Annotated in this window: 18 protein-coding genes; 10 read left to right on the top strand and 8 right to left on the bottom strand. The window is 58.8% G+C overall.

The window, feature by feature from the left end; translation table 11 throughout:
- Positions 1-38: 38 nt before the first annotated feature.
- Genes RDA78_RS14110 through RDA78_RS14095 form a run of 4 tightly spaced genes read right to left on the bottom strand, consistent with a single transcriptional unit; the run spans position 39 to position 5979 of the window.
- The gene (locus RDA78_RS14110) at positions 39-998 is read right to left on the bottom strand and encodes a glycine betaine ABC transporter substrate-binding protein (RefSeq protein WP_434055931.1); all 960 of its coding nucleotides are present in this window, start codon (positions 996-998) and stop codon (positions 39-41) included.
- Positions 999-1048: 50 nt separating this feature from the next.
- Positions 1049-2593 carry an ABC transporter permease gene (locus RDA78_RS14105; RefSeq protein WP_434055930.1) on the bottom strand — a complete coding sequence of 515 codons (1545 nt, stop codon included), beginning with the start codon at positions 2591-2593 and terminating at the stop codon, positions 1049-1051.
- 6 nt (positions 2594-2599) lie between these two features.
- Complete coding sequence (locus RDA78_RS14100) at positions 2600-3661, bottom strand: quaternary amine ABC transporter ATP-binding protein (RefSeq protein WP_434055929.1); 1062 nt, start codon at positions 3659-3661, stop codon at positions 2600-2602.
- Positions 3658-5979 carry a DUF1989 domain-containing protein gene (locus RDA78_RS14095; RefSeq protein WP_434055928.1) on the bottom strand — a complete coding sequence of 774 codons (2322 nt, stop codon included), beginning with the start codon at positions 5977-5979 and terminating at the stop codon, positions 3658-3660. The genes RDA78_RS14100 and RDA78_RS14095 overlap by 4 nt, the downstream gene beginning before the upstream one ends.
- A 182-nt stretch (positions 5980-6161) precedes the next feature.
- On the opposite strand from RDA78_RS14095, the gene RDA78_RS14090 reads away from it, so the two are divergent.
- From RDA78_RS14090 to RDA78_RS14060, 7 genes are all read left to right on the top strand, one after another.
- Positions 6162-7160 carry a LacI family DNA-binding transcriptional regulator gene (locus RDA78_RS14090; protein WP_434055927.1) on the top strand — a complete coding sequence of 333 codons (999 nt, stop codon included), beginning with the start codon at positions 6162-6164 and terminating at the stop codon, positions 7158-7160.
- A gap of 312 nt (positions 7161-7472) precedes the next feature.
- Complete coding sequence (locus tag RDA78_RS14085) at positions 7473-8015, top strand: arsinothricin resistance N-acetyltransferase ArsN1 family B (RefSeq protein ID WP_434055926.1); 543 nt, start codon at positions 7473-7475, stop codon at positions 8013-8015.
- Positions 8016-8528: 513 nt separating this feature from the next.
- The gene (locus tag RDA78_RS14080) at positions 8529-10115 is read left to right on the top strand and encodes an ABC transporter substrate-binding protein (protein WP_434055925.1); all 1587 of its coding nucleotides are present in this window, start codon (positions 8529-8531) and stop codon (positions 10113-10115) included.
- A gap of 228 nt (positions 10116-10343) precedes the next feature.
- Positions 10344-11315 carry an ABC transporter permease gene (locus tag RDA78_RS14075; protein ID WP_434055924.1) on the top strand — a complete coding sequence of 324 codons (972 nt, stop codon included), beginning with the start codon at positions 10344-10346 and terminating at the stop codon, positions 11313-11315.
- Positions 11316-11328: 13 nt separating this feature from the next.
- Positions 11329-12303: an ABC transporter permease gene (locus RDA78_RS14070; protein WP_421979333.1), complete on the top strand. Its 975-nt coding sequence runs from the start codon at positions 11329-11331 to the stop codon at positions 12301-12303.
- Between the two features lie 4 nt (positions 12304-12307).
- Positions 12308-13318: an ABC transporter ATP-binding protein gene (locus tag RDA78_RS14065; RefSeq protein WP_434055923.1), complete on the top strand. Its 1011-nt coding sequence runs from the start codon at positions 12308-12310 to the stop codon at positions 13316-13318.
- Positions 13315-14310 (top strand): ABC transporter ATP-binding protein, encoded by a 996-nt coding sequence (locus RDA78_RS14060; RefSeq protein ID WP_434055922.1) that lies wholly within the window; start codon positions 13315-13317, stop codon positions 14308-14310. Before RDA78_RS14065 ends, RDA78_RS14060 begins: the two co-directional genes overlap by 4 nt.
- An 86-nt stretch (positions 14311-14396) precedes the next feature.
- Here the strand turns inward: RDA78_RS14060 and RDA78_RS14055 are convergent, their stop codons facing one another.
- The 4 genes from RDA78_RS14055 to RDA78_RS14040 form a co-directional block, all read right to left on the bottom strand.
- Positions 14397-15677, bottom strand: a complete 1281-nt coding sequence (locus tag RDA78_RS14055) for a TRAP transporter large permease (RefSeq protein WP_434055921.1) — start codon at positions 15675-15677, stop codon at positions 14397-14399.
- 1 nt (position 15678) lies between these two features.
- Entirely contained in the window at positions 15679-16209 is a 531-nt protein-coding gene (locus RDA78_RS14050) for a TRAP transporter small permease (protein WP_434055920.1), read from the bottom strand.
- A gap of 58 nt (positions 16210-16267) precedes the next feature.
- On the bottom strand, positions 16268-17266 hold the full coding sequence (locus tag RDA78_RS14045; RefSeq protein ID WP_434055919.1) for a TRAP transporter substrate-binding protein: 999 nt from the start codon (positions 17264-17266) through the stop codon (positions 16268-16270).
- A gap of 214 nt (positions 17267-17480) precedes the next feature.
- On the bottom strand, positions 17481-18227 hold the full coding sequence (locus RDA78_RS14040; RefSeq protein ID WP_434055918.1) for an SDR family NAD(P)-dependent oxidoreductase: 747 nt from the start codon (positions 18225-18227) through the stop codon (positions 17481-17483).
- A 752-nt stretch (positions 18228-18979) separates the two neighbouring features.
- Between RDA78_RS14040 and RDA78_RS14035 the strand changes: the two genes are divergently transcribed.
- The 3 genes from RDA78_RS14035 to RDA78_RS14025 all read left to right on the top strand — a co-directional run bounded on the left by RDA78_RS14035 (position 18980) and on the right by RDA78_RS14025 (position 21329).
- Positions 18980-19696 carry a ribonuclease activity regulator RraA gene (locus RDA78_RS14035; RefSeq protein WP_434055917.1) on the top strand — a complete coding sequence of 239 codons (717 nt, stop codon included), beginning with the start codon at positions 18980-18982 and terminating at the stop codon, positions 19694-19696.
- Entirely contained in the window at positions 19672-20406 is a 735-nt protein-coding gene (locus RDA78_RS14030; RefSeq protein WP_434055916.1) for a FadR/GntR family transcriptional regulator, read from the top strand. Before RDA78_RS14035 ends, RDA78_RS14030 begins: the two co-directional genes overlap by 25 nt.
- A gap of 140 nt (positions 20407-20546) precedes the next feature.
- Complete coding sequence (locus RDA78_RS14025) at positions 20547-21329, top strand: DUF3750 domain-containing protein (RefSeq protein WP_434055915.1); 783 nt, start codon at positions 20547-20549, stop codon at positions 21327-21329.
- The last annotated feature ends 6 nt before the right edge of the window (positions 21330-21335 follow it).

Here is a 21335-nt window from a genome sequence, read left to right as displayed (position 1 = left end):
TCACTCGCCGCTTCGCCTGATGTTATCTCAAGTCCGGTTCATTCGATCCAGGAATTGACGACATCCATGTTGTTGGCGACCCAGTCTTCGGCAACGTCGCGCGGATCCATTTTGTCGCGGCCGATCTTCAGGATCCATTCATTGACCACGGCCGGGTCCAGTGCCATCTGGCTCAGGAACTTGGCAACCGGAGGATTGCGCGTTTCCAGCGACTTGGAATAGGCGACGTAGATGCTTGCATCTTCACTGGCGCAGGCAAAGGACGAGGCCTCGAGCCAGTCTTCCTTGTCGAGATTGACATTCTCGCAGCCTTCCGTGCGCGCCGGCTCGTCAAGTGGCGTGATGTCGTAGGCAGCGTGCACCCACTCCGGCGTCCAGTAGTAGAACAGGATGGGCTGTTCGCGCTGCATCGCGGTTTTCAGCTGCGCCTTGAAAGTTGCATCCGGAAGAATTTCCGGCTCCCAGAGTTCGTCGAGGCCGTAGCTCTTGAACTTGACCTGCCACATCCGGGTCGATTTCCAGCCGGCGTCGCCGGACCAGTATTCGCCCTTGCCGTTGCCGTCCTTGTCGAACATGGCCGCGATCTCGGGATCCTTGAGATCTTCAACAGAACTGACCTTGTCCGCCATGAAGGACGGGACGTACATTTTCTGGGTGCCCTTGTAGGGTTCGTTGTGACCGACGGTCTTGGCGCCGTCGATATACTTGTCCCAGATGGCGGCGCGGTTCGGCATCCACAGATCCGTATAGACGTCCGCGGATCCATCGCCCTTGTCCATGCCGGCGGCAATGATCGACCCGTCGGAAAGCCCTTCGACGATGACCGCCTCGGAGTCGAGCGGGCCGTTGATCACGGCCTGAATGACATGGCCAATGGCCTTTGCACCGGTCCAGGTCAGGTCGCCGATCTTTACCGTCGCATCGTCGGCGGCCAGTGCGGAGTTTGCGGCGATGAGGGAAAACGCCGTTCCAAACAGAAGATTCCTAGCAAGTTTCATGTTGGTCCCCTTCAAGAAGGTTACAGGGCCCGTGGCCCCGGCTTATGCTTTTATTGGCGATTTGCATTCGCCTTTTGCACCACCCGGTCGATCATCATGGCCAACAGGGCAATTCCCACGCCGGCGAGAACGCCGCGTCCGGTCTCGGTATTTTCAAGCGCCTCGGTGACCACGTAGCCCATGCCGCCCGCGCCGATAAGCGCGGCAATGACGACCATCGAGAGGCTCATCATCACGACCTGGTTGATCCCGGCCATGATGGATGGAAGCGCCAGCGGCAACTCGACCTTGAGAAGCAGTTGCCTTGGGTTTGCGCCGAATGCGAGTGCGGCTTCCCGGGTATTCTCCGCCACCTGCCGGAGCCCGAGCGCCGTCAGCCGCACCATCGGCGGCATGGCAAAGATCACGGTCGCAAGGATCGCGGGCGGTTTGCCGATCGAGAAAAAGGCGATCGCTGGAAGCAGGTAGACGAAGGACGGGATCGTCTGCATGACATCGAGGATCGGCGTAATGATGGTCTGTCCCCGGCTCGATTTGCCGACCCAGATCCCGAGCGGCAGCCCGACAACGACGCAGATGATCGAGGCCGCCACCACCAGGGACAACGTGTCCATGGCGGTCTGCCAGAACCCGAACAGCGCCAGGTAGATCAGCGAGGCTCCGACGAATATTGCCGTTCGTGTTCCTGCCATCTTGTAGGCGACGAAGAGAAGAACGCACATCGTCACCGGCCAGGGTGTGCCGACGAAGACGGACGTGATCGCACTCAGCATGCCTCGCAGGAACCGCGTGATCCCGTCGAAAAACGCGCCGTGGAAAACGGTCAGGTAACCGATCCCGTCATCAATGGTCTGGGATGTATAGGTATTGAGATTGACCGGGGGCGCATCCTCGGCAGGCGGTGTTCGCAACACAATCCGGTTGCCGTTGTCGTCCCGCGGATACGAAACTTCGTCAGGCCGCTGGATCCAGAAAAGCGTCGGGAATTCACCGATAATCAGGCAGTCGAATTTCTGCTTGAAGCCGACCTCTTCACCTTGCGCGATCGCCCGGTCCTGCCGGATGCAAGCGCGTTCGTCCGGTGCGAACTGCGTGCTCCGGTAAAGCATGATCGGCAGGACGAGCACGGAAATCAGAAGCGCGATCATCAGCCGGGACGGCAGGAAGTTGCTATTGACCGCGTGCGATACGCGCCATCTGTCGTATTGCCTGGCATAGAGCCGGTCAGCCAGCCAGCCGAAGAAAAGCCGTCCGAGAACGAAGACGACGATCGCCCCGATCAGATGGGTCTGCGACCAGCCTTCATACCGCTCCACGAGATAGGCCTTGTCCGCATTGTCGGCGGCGGCCTGAGTGTATTTGTAGACCAGCGCAAGATTGATGAGCGCAACGAGATCGACGACAAACCCGATTGTGAACAACAGCCAGTTGCCCCGCAGCGCAGCCCAGATGAAGCTGCCCACGAGCGCCGCCCGGTTTATGTGAAACCTCGGCAGTTTCGCTTTCTGGATTTCCAGGAAGACGTCTGCGTAATAGTCGCCATTCGGCCCGGCAAACTCGGTGATCGGCTTTCGGAAATCTGTTTCATCGGTCATGGCGTCTCAGACCTCCCCCTGCATGCCGCGAAGCAAGTCGTCCTTGGTGACGACGCCCACCGGTTTGTCGTCGCTGATGATGACGATCGGATTGTCCTGGCCGACTGATCGCGCGATGAGGACGTCCAGATCGTCGTCCGGGGTCGCCTGCGGACAGGCATCGAGACCGGGCAACGGCGCTCCGCTCGCCTCGTATTGCGCAACCGGCCGCATGACCGTGTGCGCGAAAATCAGCTTCAGCTTGGAAATGCCCGCCACAAAGTCGGCGACGTAGTCGTCGGCGGGCTTGGTGACGATTTCCTCCGGCGTTCCGGTCTGGACAATCTCGCCATCCTTCATGATCGCGATCCGGTTCCCCATCCTGATCGCCTCGTCCAGGTCGTGGGTGATGAAGAGAGTGGTTTTCTTCATCGTCCTGGAGAGATCCAGAAACTCGTCCTGGAGCCCGCGACGGATGAGTGGATCGAGGGCGGAAAACGGCTCATCCATCAACAGGATATCCGGATCGGCTGCCATGGCACGTGCAAGCCCGACGCGCTGCTGCATGCCGCCGGACAATTCACTCGGCATCCGGTCGCCGTAGCCCTGGAGACTGACCAGCTCGATGACCCGATCCGCAACCTGACGGCGTGTGAACGCATCGACATTCCTGAGTTCAAGGGCAAAGGCGATGTTGTCGCGCACCGACCGGTGCGGAAGCAGCGCCATGTTCTGGAACACCATGCCGATCTTGTCCGCCCGCATGATCCGCAGATCTTCCGCGTTGAGGTCGCCGACATTGACGCCGTTGATCAGGATATCGCCGCCGGTGGGCTCGATCAGCCGGTTGATATGGCGCACCAGCGTGGACTTTCCCGACCCGGAAAGCCCCATGATGCAGAAGATCTCGCCTTCGCCGACCGAAATGGACACATCCTTGACGCCGACGACGGCCTGATACCGTTCCAGGACCTCGGCTTTCGACAGGTTTTCGCGTCTGACGGCTTCCATCGCGTCCTGGGCGCGCGGGCCGAAGATCTTCCAGACATTCTGCGTGACGACCACGCCTTCTTTAGCTGTACCAGTCACGCGCGCGCCTTCTCCCGTTTCGGATCAAGGAACGGCAGGTCGACCACGGTGCACGGCAACCGCTTCATGTGCCCGTCAAGTTTGCCTGCCTCAAGAGTGTCACCGGCCACAGCGTTTTCGACCGCTATCCTGGCCATGGCGATCGCGTATCCCAGCTCCGGCGAATAGGTTCCGCTTGTGACGACCCCAACCTGTTCCCGGCCGGCAAAGATCCGGTCGCCATGATGCGGCGCCTCGCTTCCCGGGAATGTCAGACCGACCAGCTTGCGGCGCGGGGCCGTGGCATTGCGCTCAAGCGCGGCCCGGCCGATGAAGTCCTTCTTCTTGAAATCGACGGCGAAACCCAGGCCGGATTCAAACGCGTCACTGTCCGGGCCGAATTCCGCCCCGGCAACCATGAGACCGGCCTCGATCCGCAGCATGGCCAGCGCTTCGGAGCCCATCGGCACCAGCCCATGCGGCGCGCCGGCCTCCATCACGAGGTCCCAGACCGTTAGCGCGTCATCCTGGTCGCAGAAGATTTCGTACCCGAGCTCCCCGGTAAAACCGGATCGGCTCACCATGACCGACGGACCGTTTGGCTCCGAAAGACGTCCGATGGTGAAGCCGAACCATTTCAGGACGTCAAGGGCTGGGCGTGTGGCTTGCGTTACCACAAGGTCGCGCAGGATGTCCCGGGATTTGGGCCCCTGGATCGCGAGATTGACGAGCCTGTTGCCCGGCGACAGCACCCTTGCATTCAGCGACAAGGCTTCAGCTTGCTCGCGCAGATGCAGCGCGGAGTTTTCCGAACCGCAACACCAGCGGAAAGCGTGCTGCTCAATGCGGAACAGCGTGCCGTCATCCAGAACGCTGCCGCGTTCATCACAGACAAGGGCGTAGAAGCCGCGATGCAGAGACAGTTTTGACACGTCGCGGGTCAGACAGGCCTGCAGCAGCGCCTCCGCGTCGGGTCCGACAATGTCGAACTTGTAAAGACCCGACATGTCCTGGAGCGTCGCCGCGTTCTTGCAGGCCCAGTACTCTTCCACAGCACCGGAACCATCGAACCGCGCGGGCATCCAGAGGTCCCTGGAGGCAACAAAGCGGCTGGTCAGTGCCGACGTGCGCGGATGAAAGGCGGACTGACGGGTGAGTTTCCCGCTGTCCTCGGGCTGAGAGCGCCATGATACCGAGTGTGAGATCGAGGTATCCTCCTCGTAAATCCTGACGTGAACATCCGTCGGGTTCCAGCCGTTGATCGGATCGATGTCATCCGGACAGGCCGTTGAAACACAGACAAGATCGGTCAACGCCTGCATGGCCACATGGTCGCCGGGCCGCGACCAGGCCTCGTCGCTGACGAGTCCGTGCTCCGACCAGTTGATCCAGGAGTTGAAGAAAAAATTGATCGCCGGCCAGGCCGCGCGTTTGCCGATCCCGAAGGGAGAAAAGACAGCGCTGATGTTGTCCGAACAGTTCAGGTGACCGGGAAAGCCCCGCTCTTCGTAGCCGTTGGCCGTGCAGGCAAGCGCGAATGTGTCGTGCCTGCCAACGGTGTCCTGACGAACGGACAGGAGCGGATTGATGTCCTGATCGTAGAATTTGTCGAACAGGCCCGGAAGCGGATAGGCGCTGTGCGTTTTCGTGCGCGACACCGTTGAATCGATATAGCGCTCCCGGCCGGCCTCGAGATTTCTGCTACACATGGCCATGAAGTCGGAGCACTGCTGGCCCTCGACATCTATGATCTGGATGAACTGGCCCTTCTTGACTTCATAGGCCTTCGCGGAGCCTCTTCCCACACGCCACTCGTCGCGGACCTTGCCCAGCGGCGGTGGCAGCCAACTGTCCGTCGAACGTCCTTCTGGCGGTTTGATCCTCACCGTGAAACTGGAACCGCCTCCTCCGGCGACATACCCCGCGTCCATGGGAGCAATGACGTAGAGGCTCGTGTCTTCCAGCGCGCGGGTCACGAACTGGTCGCCGGGCTGCGAGTTGCCGTCGAAGATCGAATGGTACCTGGCAAGATCGAGACTGCTGCCTCGCGCGGCGGCCAGCGACGACAGCATGTCACGGTCAAACAGACCCGGATCTTCCGGAGCATCGTCCGGGGCGGGCACGTCGAGTGGCCGGGTGGTGAAGTGCCTGTCTTCAGGTCCGCGCGCTGTAAGAAGCAGCCGTCCGCCGCCATCCACATTGGTCACGGAAATCAGGGCCCCTGACGGAACATCGACGGTCCCGACACCGCCCCAGTCAACTTGAAGCTGGAAAAACGCCGGCTCTTTCAGGCCACGGTAGACCTGGCGGATAGCGCTATGGTCAGTTTCGGCTCTCATTCCCTGCGACCTTCTCCCTCGAAGTCGTCCGGTCCCGGCACAACAGTGTAACCGGTTTCATCGCAGCCAATCAAAAAGAGGCCTTCGCCCCGCAGATCTCAATGAAACCGGTTACATCAAACAACTTGAATCCAGATATTGTCAAGGCTAACTTTTCATCACGTGACGGGGTGGAGCTGCGCTTGGAAAAGAGAATCGGCAAGATACGGGATGTTGCGCGGGAAACCGGGCTTTCGATCGCGACCATTTCCAGAGTGATGAACGGGTCGGCGAAGGTCACCGAAGAAACCCGCCACCGCGTTGAAGCCGCCTGCAAGAAACTGAACTACTTTCCGAATGCAGCGGCGCGCTCTCTTTCGACAAACAAGACGAAAACGATCGCGACGATCATTCCGAACATCGAGCACTCGATCTACGCCAAATTCATATCGGCAATCGAACAGACACTGTCTGAGAGACAATACTCTCTCGTTCTTGCAATTTCGAATGGTGACGAGGAGATAGAATTCAAGGAGGCGCGCAAGCTCCTCGGGATGGGATCCGAAGCCTTCATTCTCAGCGGCGCCAGGCACAGTCCGGAGCTTTATGACCTTCTTGAAGGCAGAAACATCCCTTACGTGTTCACGTCCGTCTGGGACCCCGCATTACCTACGCCCATGATCGGCTACGACAATTCAGGACTCGCCCGCGCCGCGCTGACCTATCTGAAATCGAAGGGGCACTCCGAGATTGCGGTAGTCCATGGTCCGGTCGATTCGAGCGACAGGATCTCAGCGCGCGTCGCGGGTGCCCGCCAGGCTTGCGGCAAAACCATGAATGTCACGTTCTTCGAGACCAGTCTTGACGCCTCCGGAGGCAAACATGCCGTTCAGGCGCTTCTGGAACGGGCGACAAACGTCACCGCAATCCTCTGCCTGAGCGACGTCTTGGCACTCGGTGTCTATTTCGGCCTCGCCGCTGCCGGCCTTTCCGTTCCCGATGATATGTCGGTGATGGGGTTCGACAATCTGGACTGGTCGACCGAGATCGTGCCTCCGCTGACGACCACAAATCTGCCCGCCAGGAAAATGGGGCGCTCGGTCGCGCTGCAGCTCATGGATCTTCTGGACATAAACAAAGACCTCGAACCGACCCTGCTTGAAGGACAGATCATAGAAAGAGGTTCCGTTCTCAGCGTCTGAAGAATAAGTCTAGGTGATGGACCCATAAATGAGGCCGTAATGGTTTGAGGCGGCTTGCTTCTCATCAAGGCGCGGAAGCGCAGGAAATGTCCCTCATTTTCAAGCCTTTCGCAACGCCGAGGAGGAGCAAGCCGGTCAAATCCGAAGGACATGGAAATGGCTTCACCCCGTGGCGTCAGCGTGCTTGACCGGGCAAAAAGCCCGCTCCGCACACCCTTCCTAACGGGATTTCGCCATTTCGCATGCCATTTCAGTCTCATTTATGGGTCCATCACCTAGTCACCTGAATCTGAAGGTCGAGACAGCCTCAACATGCCAATTCGCACTGCAACTCCAGACGATGGTCAAGTCCTCGCTGAAATCTATGCGCCCTATGTCAGGGACACCTTCATCTCCTTCGAGACGGAATGCCCGACGGCTGAGGAAATGGCCCGCCGGATCACGACGACCCTGGAAACGTTCCCCTGGCTTGTCTACGAGGAAGACGGAGAAATACTGGGATATGCCTATGCCAGCAAACACCGGCAGCGTGCGGCCTATCAATGGTCCTGTGACGTGACAATATACCTTGCGCCCGGAGCAAAGCGCCGCGGCATCGGACGCCGCCTCTACAAAGCCCTCTTCGGCATCCTCGTACGGCAGGGTTTTATCACCGCATATGCCGGAATAACGCTCCCGAACGAAGCCAGCGTCGGTATCCACGAAGCGATGGGTTTCCGTCCGGTTGGTATCTACGAACGTGTCGGTTTCAAGAACGGTCAATGGTGCGATGTCGGCTGGTGGCATCTTGCGCTGCAGGAGCCGGCAACCCCGCCTGAAGATCCGATCCCGTTTTCCGAATTCGACAGTGTCTGAGGGAAAGTCAGGCCGAATGAACGCGACAGCACATCAGCGAACCTGGCAGCCTTGCCTAAATTGGATGCCGCCGGGGTGCATCTGTTTGTACGTAACCACCTAAATAAAAACGAAAATTCACCAGTTTTTTTCTCCGCTTTCGTTCACTGGCGAGAAGCGGGCGTGCTCGTTTTCGGGTCGGATTCGGTACATCCGGAAAAGCCGTCCAATCGTTGAACGCCTTTGTGAACGCGAAGTCACCCAAAACCTGAACCCGCAGGCGGTGGCTCAATCCGCGCCAAAGTACCGGAATTGCTGCCGTAACGACACCTTTTTGGAACCGGAGCGGGTTTTCCAGATACCCCTTGACTCCGGTAGGCCGGAGCGGTCTGTTACCGGTCGGGATGGCGTAGCTTGGGTTGCATTCTGCTTCACTCCAGCAGGTGCGGCTGCGCATATGTCCTTAAGATCTAGCTGGGGATCACGATAAGATCGCGCCGGACAACCGGCCCCGGTTCAACAAAGGGGAACATTATGACAAAAACATTCCTGAAGCTGACGGCTGCAAGCCTGGCGCTATGCGCCGGCCTCAGCGCAGCAAATGCTGAAACACTTCGCTGGGCGCGCGCGGGCGACTCTCTGACGCTCGATCCGCACGCCCAGAATGAAGGTCCGACCCACGCACTTGCGCACCAGATGTACGAGCCGCTCCTGCAGCGCGACATGGAAGCGAAGATCATCCCGGCACTCGCCACGAGCTGGGAGCCGACCGAAGACCCGAATGTCTGGGAATTCAAGCTGCGTGAGGGCGTCAAGTTCCATGGCGGTCAGGACTTCACCGCCGATGATGTCGTCTTCTCGCTCAAGCGTGCGATGATGCCGACCTCCGCGATGAAAGAGCTGCTGGCGTCCGTCAAGGACGTGCGCAAGGTTGACGACCTCACGGTGCAGATCGAGACCACCGGTCCGAACCCTCTGCTGCCGAACAACCTGACCAACCTCTTCATCATGGATTCGGACTGGACGGTCGAAAACGGTTGCGAAGCACCGCAGGATATTGCCAATGGCGGCGACAATCCGTGCGTGCGCACCGTCAACGGTACCGGTGCCTTCGTGCTGGAGAGCCGCAAGCAGGATTCCAAAACGGTCCTGAAACAGAACGAAAACTACTGGGGCAAGGGTGAGTTCCCGATGGAAGTCACCGAAATCGTTTATACGCCCATCCAGGAAGGCGCGACCCGCGTGGCGGCACTGCTGTCCGGTGAAGTTGATCTCATTCAGGACGTTCCCGTGCAGGACCTGGCGCGCGTTGGAGAAACCGACGGCCTCAAGCTGAACACGGCGCCGCAGAACCGGACGATCTTTTTCGGCATGAATCTCGGTGCCGATGACCTGGCAAGCGATAACGTGGACGGCAAGAACCCGCTCGCCGACAAGCGCGTGCGTGAAGCGATGAACATCGCCATCAACCGCGATGCCATCAAGAAGGTGGTGATGCGCGAGCAATCTGCTCCGACAGGCGTGATCATGCCTCCCTTCGTCAACGGCTGGACCGAAGCGCTCGACGCTTATCCGGACTATGACGTTGCGAAGGCAAAGGCCCTGATGGAAGAAGCCGGTTACGGCGATGGTTTCGGTCTGACGCTGAATTGCCCGAATGACCGCTACATCAACGATGAGGCGATCTGTCAGGCCGCTGTCGGCATGCTCGGTCAGATCGGCATCAAGGTGAACCTTGACGCCAAGCCGAAAGCGCAGCACTTCCCGCTGATCACGAACCGGGAAACCGACTTCTACATGCTCGGTTGGGGCGTTCCGACATTCGACTCCGAATACATCTTCAACTTCCTGGTCCACACGACCACCGACAAGTACGGCTCGTGGAACGGGACGGGCTATTCCGATGCCGGCATAGACGCCAAGATCCAAAGCCTGGCCTCGGAAACGGATGCGGAAGTCCGCAACGCCACGATCGGCGAAATCTGGGATACCGCGAAGGCGGAAACCCTTTACCTGCCGATCCATAACCAGGTGCTGAACTGGGGCATGAAGGACAACGTTGACTTCCCGGTGCAGCCGGAAGATCAGCCGCACTTCAAGTTCCTGACATTCAGCAACTAGGTCGACTGACACTCGCAATTGTGCCGGCTGAAACGTCAGCCGGCACATCTGCGGTGCCGGTCGAAGGTCTCGGTCACCGGTTTCTATCGGTGCCGTTGACGCCAATGATGTCGGAAAACGCGCTCATACCTGAAAACCAAATGGCCGGTCGCTTAGTTAAACGCGTCCACCGGCGGCGGTTTCTGGTAGACTGCCGCTGACGGCGCTGTCACACACCTGGCTTAGAAAATGCTCGCTTTCATTATCCGTCGCCTTGGACAGGCCCTGCTTGTCCTGATGGCAGTTGGTTTCATTTCATTCGCCATGTTCAAATTCATGGGCGACCCTGTCGAGAACATGCTGGGGCAGGAAGCGACCCTTGCCGACAAGGCCGAACTGGAAGAGCGGCTTGGCTTGAACGATCCGATCATCGTTCAGTATTTCCGTTTTTTGCAGCGTGCGCTTTCCGGAGACTTCGGCGTGTCCTACCGGGCTGGACTTCCGGTTGGAGAGCTGATCCTCGACCGTCTGCCGGCTACCCTTGAACTGGCGCTCCTGTCCGGCGTGATCGCCATATCCCTCGGATTTGTGCTGGGCGTCTACACCGCGATCCGGCGGGACGGGGTCGTCGCCAACTTCATCATGACGGCATCTTTGGTCGGAGTGTCCCTGCCGACATTCCTGATCGGCGTTTTTCTGATCTGGCTCTTTGCGGTCAATCTCGGCTGGTTGCCCGCGTTCGGGCGCGGCGAAACACGAAGTCTTTTTGGCGTTGATTTGGCTATCCTGACCTGGAACGGCTTCAAGTCGATGATCCTGCCCGCCGTCACGCTCGGGCTTTACCAGATGACGCTGATCATGCGTCTCGTGCGGTCGGAAATGCTCGAGGTCCTCAGAACGGACTACATCCGCTTCGCGCGGGCCCGTGGCCTCAGTCAGAAAACCGTCAATTTCGGCCACGCCATGAAAAACACGCTCGTCCCCGTGATCACGGTAACGGGCCTGCAATTCGGATCGATCGTCGCCTTCGCGATCATCACCGAAAGCGTGTTCCAGTGGCCTGGCGTCGGGCTCCTGTTCATCAACGCCGTCAGCTTCGTCGATATTCCGGTCATGTCGGCCTATCTGCTTCTCGTCGCCGTGATCTTCGTGACCATCAATCTAATCGTCGACCTGCTCTATTTCACGATCGATCCGCGCCTGAGCGTGAGCAAGAACTGAGGACAAGACGCTCATGGACATCCAGACCCCCAAAGGAGCCTCGGCCCGGCCCGAATTCAACGAAGCGGCCGCCACATCCACGTGGCAGCGCTGGATGAACTCGGACATTTGGCATTCCTACAAATCCTCGCCGGTCATCATCGTGTCGTCGCTGACCTTTCTGCTGCTCGTGCTGGGCGCGGTTCTCTCTCCACTCATCTCACCCTACACGCCCTTCGACCCGGCCAGTCTCAACCTGATGAACGGGTTCACCAAGCCCATGTCGGCGAACGAGTTCACCGGGGACTATTTTCTCCTGGGGACCGACGACCAGGGCCGTGACGTGCTCTCGACGATCCTGTTCGGTCTGCGCATCTCCCTGTTCGTCGGGGTCGTTGCCGTCCTGTTCGCCATGACCCTCGGCGTGGTTCTGGGTCTCCTGTCCGGGTATGCCGGCGGCTGGCTGGACGGCATCATCATGCGCATCGCCGACATCCAGATGACCTTCCCGTCCATCATGGTGGCGATGCTGCTCTACGGGATCGGCAAGGGCCTGATACCGCCCGACCTCCGGGATGAAATGGCTATCTGGGTGCTGATCATCTCGATCGGCCTGTCCGAATGGGTCCAGTTCGCGCGTACCGTACGCGGCGCAACCATGGTCGAGCGCCAGAAGGAATACGTGCAGGCAGGCAACCTGATCGGACTGACCCGCTGGAGCATCATGCTCCGCCACATTCTGCCGAACGTGACCGGCCCGATCCTCGTGATCGCCACGATCAGTCTTGCGCTGGCCATCATCGCGGAAGCTACACTCAGTTTCCTGGGTGTGGGCGCACCAAAGACCGAACCGTCTCTCGGCACGCTGATCAATGTCGGCCGTCAGTACATCCTGTCCGGCGAATGGTGGATCCTGCTGTTTCCCTCGCTCACCCTTCTGGCACTGGCTCTGTCCGTCAACCTCTTCGGCGACTGGCTGCGTGACATCCTGAACCCAAAACTGCGATAGACCCGTGTCCGATACTCCCCTTCTCAAAGTTTCAGATCTGATTGTCGAGTTTCCGACCCGCAGTGGCATGCTCCGGCCCGTGGACCGGGTCGGGTTTGAAGTCCGGGCCGGCGAAATTCTCGGCCTGGTCGGTGAATCCGGTGCCGGCAAGTCCATGTGCGGATCCGCGATCATCGGCCTGATCGATCGCCCGGGGCGCATCAGCGGCGGCGAAGTTGCCCTCGACGGCGAACGGATCGACAATCTTCCCGAAGACCGCTTGCGCCGGATCCGCGGCAAGCGGATCGCCATGGTCTTTCAGGATCCGCTCACCAGCCTCAACCCGCTCATGACCGTCGGACAGCAGCTGATCCAGACGATCCGGACACACCTTCCCGTGTCAACCGGAGAAGCGCGCGATCGTGCCATTGCGCTGCTGGAAGAAGTCGGAATACCCGCAGCCGCGACCCGCATCGACGCCTACCCGCACCAGTTCTCCGGAGGGATGCGTCAGCGCGTCGTCATTTCCCTTGCGCTTGCGGCCGAGCCTGAACTGATCATCGCAGACGAACCGACCACCGCGCTCGATGTGTCCGTTCAGGCCCAGATCATGGCTTTGCTCAAGAAGCTCTGCCGTGAACGCGGGACGGCCGTCATCCTGATCACCCACGACATGGGCGTCATCGCGGAAGCGACGGATCGTGTCGCTGTTCTCTACGCTGGACGGATTGCCGAAATCGGGCCGACGCGCAACGTGCTGAGCACCCCGTCGCATCCCTATACCAAGGGGCTCATGGCATCCACGCCCTCAACGACAGGCACCATGCACGCGCTCAGCCAGATCCCCGGATCTATGCCGAACCTGCGCGCGATCCCTAAAGGCTGTGCCTTCAATCCCCGGTGCGAAAAGGCCTTCTCCGTGTGCTTCAAGGATATCCCGATCCTTGAACCGGTCGATGGCAGCGAGGTCGCCTGCTGGCTCTACGACCCGGCCGTCAATCCAGAAACAAAAGAGATTTCCGGAGTTTCCGAATGACCGGTGAAACACCCTTGATCAGCGCACGGCAGCTCGGCGCGGTTTTTGACGTGTCCAGGCCGTGGCTCAACAGGGTGCTTGCGCTTGAGGCGAAGCAATACCTGACGGCCGTCGACACGGTCGACTTCGACATTCCGAAAGGCAAGACCTTCGCGCTCGTGGGCGAAAGCGGCTCTGGAAAGTCCACCATCGGACGCATGATCGTCGGTCTGCAGAAGCCGACAAGCGGCCAGGTGCTGATCGACGGCGAGGATTTTTTCGCCATCTCCAGCGAAAAGAAGAAAATGGCGATGCGCCGGCGCATCCAGATGATCTTCCAGAGCCCCTATGCATCGCTGAACCCGCGCTGGCGCGTCAGGCATATCATCGGCGAACCGATCCGCGCATTCGACCTGATGCCGGCATCCGATGTGGACGGGCGTGTCACGGAACTGCTCGATCAGGTTGGCCTTGCAAAGTCGGATGGCGAAAAATTCCCGCACGAATTTTCCGGCGGCCAGCGCCAGCGTATCGCGATTGCGCGCGCCCTCGCCTCCAATCCGGAATTCATTGTCTGCGACGAACCGACTTCGGCACTTGATGTGTCCGTGCAGAGCCAGGTGCTGAACCTGATGAAGGCCCTGCAGCGCGAACTTGGGCTCACATACCTGTTCATCAGTCACGACCTCTCTGTCATCCGCTACATGGCGGACGAAATCGGCGTGCTCTACCTTGGACGCCTCGTCGAGGTGGCCGACAGGGATACGCTTTTTGACAAGCCCCGCCACCCCTATACGCGCATGCTCATGGATGCCGCACCCCATATCGACGCGTTCGGCCGCACCGCCGAGATCGTGAAAGGCGAGATCCCCGACCCAATCAACAAGCCGAGCGGCTGCAGCTTCCATCCCCGATGCACGTTGACGGAAGATATCTGCCGTCGGGACCGCCCGGAAGTCAGGGAATTCGGTATCGAAAAAGCCAGGGTCGCCTGTCACCTGTGCGCCGACTAGGCGCACAGGTCAACCGCTTGAACGCTCGGGAAGATTGACCTCAAGACTCCGGCATTGACATGTCGAAGCTCGCGTTTAGGCCGTCTCTACTCGAACAACGACGGCAGGAACATGGAGATCGCCGGCACGTAGGTGACCAGCACCAGCGCTGCCAGAAGCGCGAGATAGAAGGGCCAGATCGACTTGAGGGCTTCCTCGATCCTGATCTTGCCAACCGCGCACCCGACAAAGAGGCATGTCCCGACCGGTGGCGTGCATAAACCGAGGCCGAGATTGACCAGCAGCATGATGCCGAACTGCACGGGGTCCATTCCGAGTTCGCGTGCGATCGGCAGGAAGATCGGCGTACAGATCAGGATCAGTGCGGCCATGTCCATGATCATGCCGAGTGCGAGCAGCATCAGGTTGATCATGAGAAGAATGACGATCTTCTGTTCCGAGATGCCGAGCAGGAAATCGCTAAGTTTGGTCGGGACCTGATAGAGCGCCAGAAGGTAAGCGAACGAACTGGCGAACCCGATCAGGATCATTACCATGGCCGTGGTCCGCAAGGCGGAGGTGACGGAGACAACGAATTCGTTCCAGCCAAGCGTCCGGTAGGCCACCGCGGTCAGAACCAGCGCATAGATCGCTCCGAAAGCACCCGATTCCGTCACTGTGAACACGCCCGACAGTACACCGCCGACAATAATCACGGCCGTGATCAGCCCGGGGATTGCGCCGACGGCCGTTTGAACGACCACGCTCCAGCCGGGAAAGGGTTCTGATCCGTAATTGTGTTTCAAAGCCACGAAATAGGCCGCGACCGCAAGGCACAGGCACATCAGTATTCCGGGAATGACGCCCGCCAGGAACAGCTTCGAGATCGAAATTCCGCCCCCTGCTGCCACCACGAAGATGATCATGTTGTGGCTTGGCGGAATGACGATGCCCGCGATGGACGATGTCACGGTCACGTTGACGGCATAGTCCGGCCGGTAGCCCTTTTCCTTCATGACCGGGATCAGCAGCGACCCCAGCGCGGAAATGTCGGCGATGGCCGAACCGGATATCCCGCCGAAAAGCATGCTGGAGAAGATGTTGACCGAGGCAAGACCTCCCCGGACATGCCCGACAAGGGAGGACGCAAAGCGCACGAGGCGGACGGCAATACCTCCATGCAGCATCAACTCACCGGCAAACACGAAGAAGGGAATGGCAAGAAGGGAAAACGGCGTGATGCCGGAGATCGTGCGCTGAAACGTGATCAGCAGGGGAAAGCCTTCGTACCAGAAGGCGGCGGCTGCGGAAATACCCATTGCAAAGGCAACGGGAACACCCAGAAGAACGCTGACGCCGAAGACCCCCAGCAGGATTGCAAGACCCATCTCAGATTACCTTTTCGTTTTCATAGATCTCGCCGCGCAGGGCCGAGCGCCCCCGCAAGATGAATCTTGCGCCTGCAAATATGACCATCAGTCCGCCGCAGGCGACGGCGGAAGCGGTGCGAATGCTTTCGGGGATGTTGAGCATCGGCAGCAGCGTCGACCAGCCGAACTGGAAGAGTTCCAGACTGGCCACCAGCATCACACCGCCGAATACGGCAAGGCAGAGATCTGTCATGAGCAGAAGCAGCTGGCGCAGTTTCGGCGGCAGGGCATCGCGCACCAGTGTGACACCGAGATGGGTTTGCTCGTGGATGCCGACGGCTGCGCCGAGAAAGGTGATGTAACAGATCAGAACCAGCGCAAGCTGCTCCACCCATGTGGGTGTTTCGTTCAGGACGTAGCGTCCGAACACCAGCCAGCCGAAAGTGGCCACGAGGACCACGAGTGCGAGCGAACCCACAAGCACGCAGAGGCGCTTCAACCAGAACAGAGACAGCTCCAGCCGCGCCAGAAATTTCTCGCCCTGCGGCATTGTTTCCCCCCGGGATTTTGCGGGCCGCGCGTGGCGCGGCCCGCAGTGCACAGCGTTGTTAGTTTGCGTTTCTGAAGATTTCGACGAGTTCGCTCAGCTCAGGGTTCTGCGACAGGAACTGATCGTAGACCGGTGCCATAGCTTCCTGGAAAGCGGCCTTGTCGGCGATCTCGTTCACAGTCACGCCGCCCTCGGCAACCTTGGCCATGCTGGCCGCTTCACGCTCCTGCCAGAGCTTGCGCTGCAGCTCGGTGCTGTTGCGGCCGGCTTCCTTCACGATCGCCTGTTGTTCGGGCGTGAGGCTATCGAAGGTCTTCTTGCTCATGCACAGGCACTCTGGAATGATCAGGTGCTGTGTCAGCGAGTAGTATTGCGCGACTTCGAAGTGGTTGGTGGACTCGTAGCTCGGCGGGTTGTTCTCCGCGCCATCGACAACACCGGTCTTGATCGCCTGGTAAACCTCGGCAAATGCCATCGGGGTCGCATTGCCTCCGAGAGAATCGACCATTCCGACGAACAGGTCGTTGTTCATGACGCGGATCTTCATGCCGCCGACATCGGCAGGCTCGTTGATCGCCTTGACGGACGTGTAGAACGAACGTGCGCCGGCGTCATAGAAACCGAGCGCCACGAGGCCCTTTGCTTCCAGCCCCTTGCTCAGGGCGGCACCGGCTTCGCCGTCCATCAGTTCGTACATCTGCGGGATGCTCTTGAAGATGAACGGAAGCGAGACAACGTTTGCCTCCGGCACGACCTGCCCCATCGGGCCAAGGCTGAAAACGCCGAAATCGATGACGCCAAGACGCGTCTGCTCGATTGCGTCCGGCTGCGAGCCGAGAACGCCACTGTGATAGACCTTGCCGGAAATCTCGCCGCCGGTCTTCTCACTGACTTCCTTCAGAAACGATTCCATGCCGTGCGACACGGGATAGTCCTCGACGTGAATGTTCCATCCACGAAGATCACGCGCCTCTGCGGTAACGGCGGTCACTGCAAGAACGGCCGCCAGAACGGAGCCGCGCGTGAGACCTGCTTTGATTGACTTGAAACGGATCATTGGTACCTCCCTGTTGATCTGGTTTCACGATATTTATTTTACAAATTTTTACAAGTACAAAAATCAATTAAACAAATTTTTGATTTTTTTCATTTCAACTGTCTGAAATTTATAAAGAAAACGAGATATCGATTTGTAAGACCTGTCCGAAATCTGTCGCAAAAACCCCGCCTCGAGTTACCTGAAGGCGGGGCGCGCCGGTCTGAGGACAGTGTCAGGAGAACAGGAGTCCGCCATTGATATCGACACAGGCACCGGTCATGAACGCGGCCTGGTCCGACGCCAGGAAGACGGCCAGATTGGCAACTTCTTGCGAGGTTCCTTCGCGCTTCAGGGGCGTGACGCCGGCGACGTGCTTGCGCACATCCGGCTTGGTGAAGACATTGTGGAAGTCGGTGTCGATCATGCCCGGGCAAAGGGAATTGACCCGGATATCAGGAGCAAGCTCCTTGGCGAGCCCACGGGTCATGGTCAGAACGGCACCCTTGGCCGCTGCGTAGGCAAGCGCGCCAGGTCCGCCGCCGTCACGGGCAGCCTGCGATGCCATTGTCACGATCGCGCCGCCGGGCTTCATGTGCGGCAGGGACGCCTGCACCAGCAGAAAAGCGGACGAGACGTTGAGATCAAAGACGTTCTGCCAATGCTCCGCAGTAATTTCAGACACTTTCTTTCGTGCGATCAAACCGCCCGAAACCGGCATGACGATATCTAACCCACCGAATTCACTGACCGTTTTTTCGACAAGCGCCTGAATTTCATCCGGCTTTGTCATGTCGCCCCTCAAAGCGAAAGCCTTACCGCCCTTGGCGGTGATTTCATCAACCGCGCTGTCCGCACCGCTGCTACTGCTGAAGTAGTTGATGGCAACGTTTGCCCCCGCCTCGGCAAGGGCGAGAACGCAAGCCCGCCCGATGTCACGTCCACCACCTGTGACGATTGCTGTTTTTCCAGTTAAATCCATCTTCATTCGCTCCTGTAGTGTCATTGAAAGTCGTCTGTTACAGACTGTTCAGCTGCCGAGGCTCCAATCGATCGGGCAAGGCGTTCAAAATTGGGATATGCGCCAGAGCGCTCATTGATTGCATGCGCTTTGCCAGGTGTGATTCATCCCTCGTCTCCGGTCACAAGCTTGGGACATCGCCCCACACGAGCCGTCAACCATCGCAACAATGGGAGTAGGCCGTGTTTACAAATCAGATCAATTTTCCCGGCGAATGGAGAAAGCGCAACTTCGGCCACAAGCACTCCAGGGGGCCGGACATTCTGAAATCGGCCGATTTTGCATCCTTTTCGCAGGCTGGATCTTTGTTCCGCTCATCCATTCCACTTGAACCTTTAGAGCGTGGATTCACGTCTCAAACTTGGGTTCTTCACCAACTGCAATCGGTATCTTAAACAACTGGAACAAATCAACACAAATTTTTACAAATAATCCGAATAGACAAATTTCAGGCCCGCAATTCGGTGCGAAGGCACGAAAAATTCCACTCCCGGCTGGGGCATGAATTTGCACCAAGTAGCGTGCGATTCTGCAGACTGTCTCAAAAAGGGATTTACTTCAGACGCTTATGCAAGAGTGCTCCTTGTGCATCCGTTCGCAGTGAAAATTTCCGAATTTGTATTTTACAAATAATTGACAAGTTTTGCTCGCGGGCTTAATCATCTCCAAGACGGAACGCGTGCTTGTTTGCACTGAAGCGGTGGGGAGAACCGATGGCGGGTCTGGACGATCAGACGAAATTGAAGTTCATGAATGTCAGCACGGCAACGCTCACAACGGTGATGTTCAAGCGGGGTTTGCGTAACATTTTCCTGCAAGGCATCCATCGGCTGCGTCCCGGTCCGAACATGGTCGGGATCGCCTACACGCTGAGATACATCCCGGCCCGGGAAGATCTTGACCATCTGGAATCATTTGCAGATCCGGCCAACGCCCAGCGCAAGGGGGTTGAAGAGTGTCCTTCCGGAGCCGTTTTCATGATCGATTCCCGTGGCGATGCATCTGCGGCCTCTGCCGGTTGCATCCTGGCGGCCCGCCTGCAGGCGCGCGGCTGCCGGGGCATCGTGACGGACGGAGGATTCCGGGACACGCCCGAGATCGCGCAACTGGAGATGCCCGGCTATCACGCCCGGCCAAGCGCACCGACGAACCTGACAAAACACCACGCAGTCGCCGTGAATGACCCGATTGCCTGCGGCGGTGTTTCTGTTTTCCCCGGCGATATCGTTGTCGGCGACAACGAAGGTGTTGTTTGCGTGCCGCGACATATGGCAAATGAAGTTGCGGACGAGGCTACCGAAATGACGGTGTTCGAAGACTTCGTGATGGAGATGGTCAAACAGGGCGCATCGACTTTCGGGCTCTACCCCCCGACCGATCCGTCTACTCTGAACAGGTTCAAATCGTGGCGACAGGAAAACGGCAGATAAGGGAAACCTTGGCGCCGGACCGTCAGGTCCGGGACAGAACGCTCTCCGACAAGGTTTACGAGAGCATCTTGGCCAAGATCATGGACGGGGACATTCCGGTCGGCGGGAAACTGCCGACCGAACAGGTGTTGTCCGACGAGTTCGGAGTTTCGCGGCCGATTCTGCGTCAGGCGCTCAAGCAACTGCGGGAAGACGACGTGGTCGTTTCGCGCCAGGGGTCCGGCTCCTACGTCAAGCGGCGGCCTGAAGGGGCAGTGCTCGACTTCGCTCCGGTAGGGTCCATTGCCGACATCCAGCGGACATTTGAATTCAGGGCGGCAGTGGAGGGCGAGGCCGCCTACCTTGCCGCCGAGCGGCGAACCGATGCCGACCTTAAGGCACTGCAGGACTCGCTGAAGGAACTCGACCGCTGCATCGCGGAAGGAGAACTCGGCGTTGCAGCGGATGAAATCTTTCATGTCGCCGTCTGCAACGCGGCGGACAACAAGTATTTCGTCGCCGCGCGCTCGTCGATGAAGTCCAATATCCTGACCGGCATGAACCTGACCCGCAACCTGTCGCTGACAAAGCCCCAGGATCGGATGAAGCTGGTGCAATCCGAGCATTACGATATCTTCAATGCGATCGAAGCGCGCGACCGGGAATCAGCACGGCAGGCAATGCGCGACCATGTCGAAAACGCTCGAAAACGAATTTTTGAAGGCGGTTGAACGTCCTCCCTCTCATTGCCAAAAAGTTCACACATTCATTGTGTTAGATTTCCTTGCGTCAGTTGGCCGAAACGTCGGCCTGTATCGAGAGGAAAGACGCAACGGTCTGGTGTGAGCGCCTGCAAGGTGAAGGGTCTGCAATGTCGAAAACTGCAAGTCTGACGCTGCGATATGCCAGAAGAACCTTTCTCTTCCTGTTTGCGGTATTCATTCTTCCTGCACTTTTGCACCTTGGCGTCTGGAGCCTGAAGGACCGCCCGCAGGGCTGGCGCTATGCGACTTGGGCGAGCGCTGGAATCTTGCCGGAAAAACCACCCGTTGATCAGGCGGAAATATACGTTCTGACCGCGCGCACGGGAGGGATGAAGGGGGCATTCGCGACGCACTCCTGGCTGGTGCTCAAACCCAGGGGCGCGGAGCGATATGACCGGTATGATGTCGTCGGCTGGGGCACACCCGTCAGGAAGAATGCCTATGACGCCGACGGACACTGGTATTCCAACAGGCCGGTCATCAACTACCGTCTGGTTGGAGCCAGGGCGGAAGAGCTGTTGCCAAGAATTGAAACCGCTATCGAGGGGTATAGATGGCGCGAGCGCGGTGACTACACGATCTGGCCGGGCCCCAATTCGAATACGTTTGTCGAAACTGTCCTCCAGCAGGTCCCGGCTCTTGCCGCGTCAACGCCCAGTACCGCAATCGGACGGGACTTCCCGGCAGATGGGAGATGGGTCGGATACCGGGATGACGGTGCCTTCTTTGCGACGGCGGGTGGCTATTTCGGGCTTGTCATCGGCAGCAAGGTCGGACTGGAGCTCAACTTCCTGGGTCTCGTCGCCGGGATCAATCCGGCCGCGGCGAGAATCTCGATCCCGGCTTTCGGCGCGCTCGATTTCACACCGCTAAGCAGTCCATCCCTGTGAAACTCA

The sequence above is a fragment of the Roseibium sp. genome (genome assembly GCF_051016195.1).
Classification (GTDB): Bacteria; Pseudomonadota; Alphaproteobacteria; order Rhizobiales; family Stappiaceae; genus Roseibium.
This window is presented reverse-complemented; position numbering and strand designations above follow the sequence as displayed.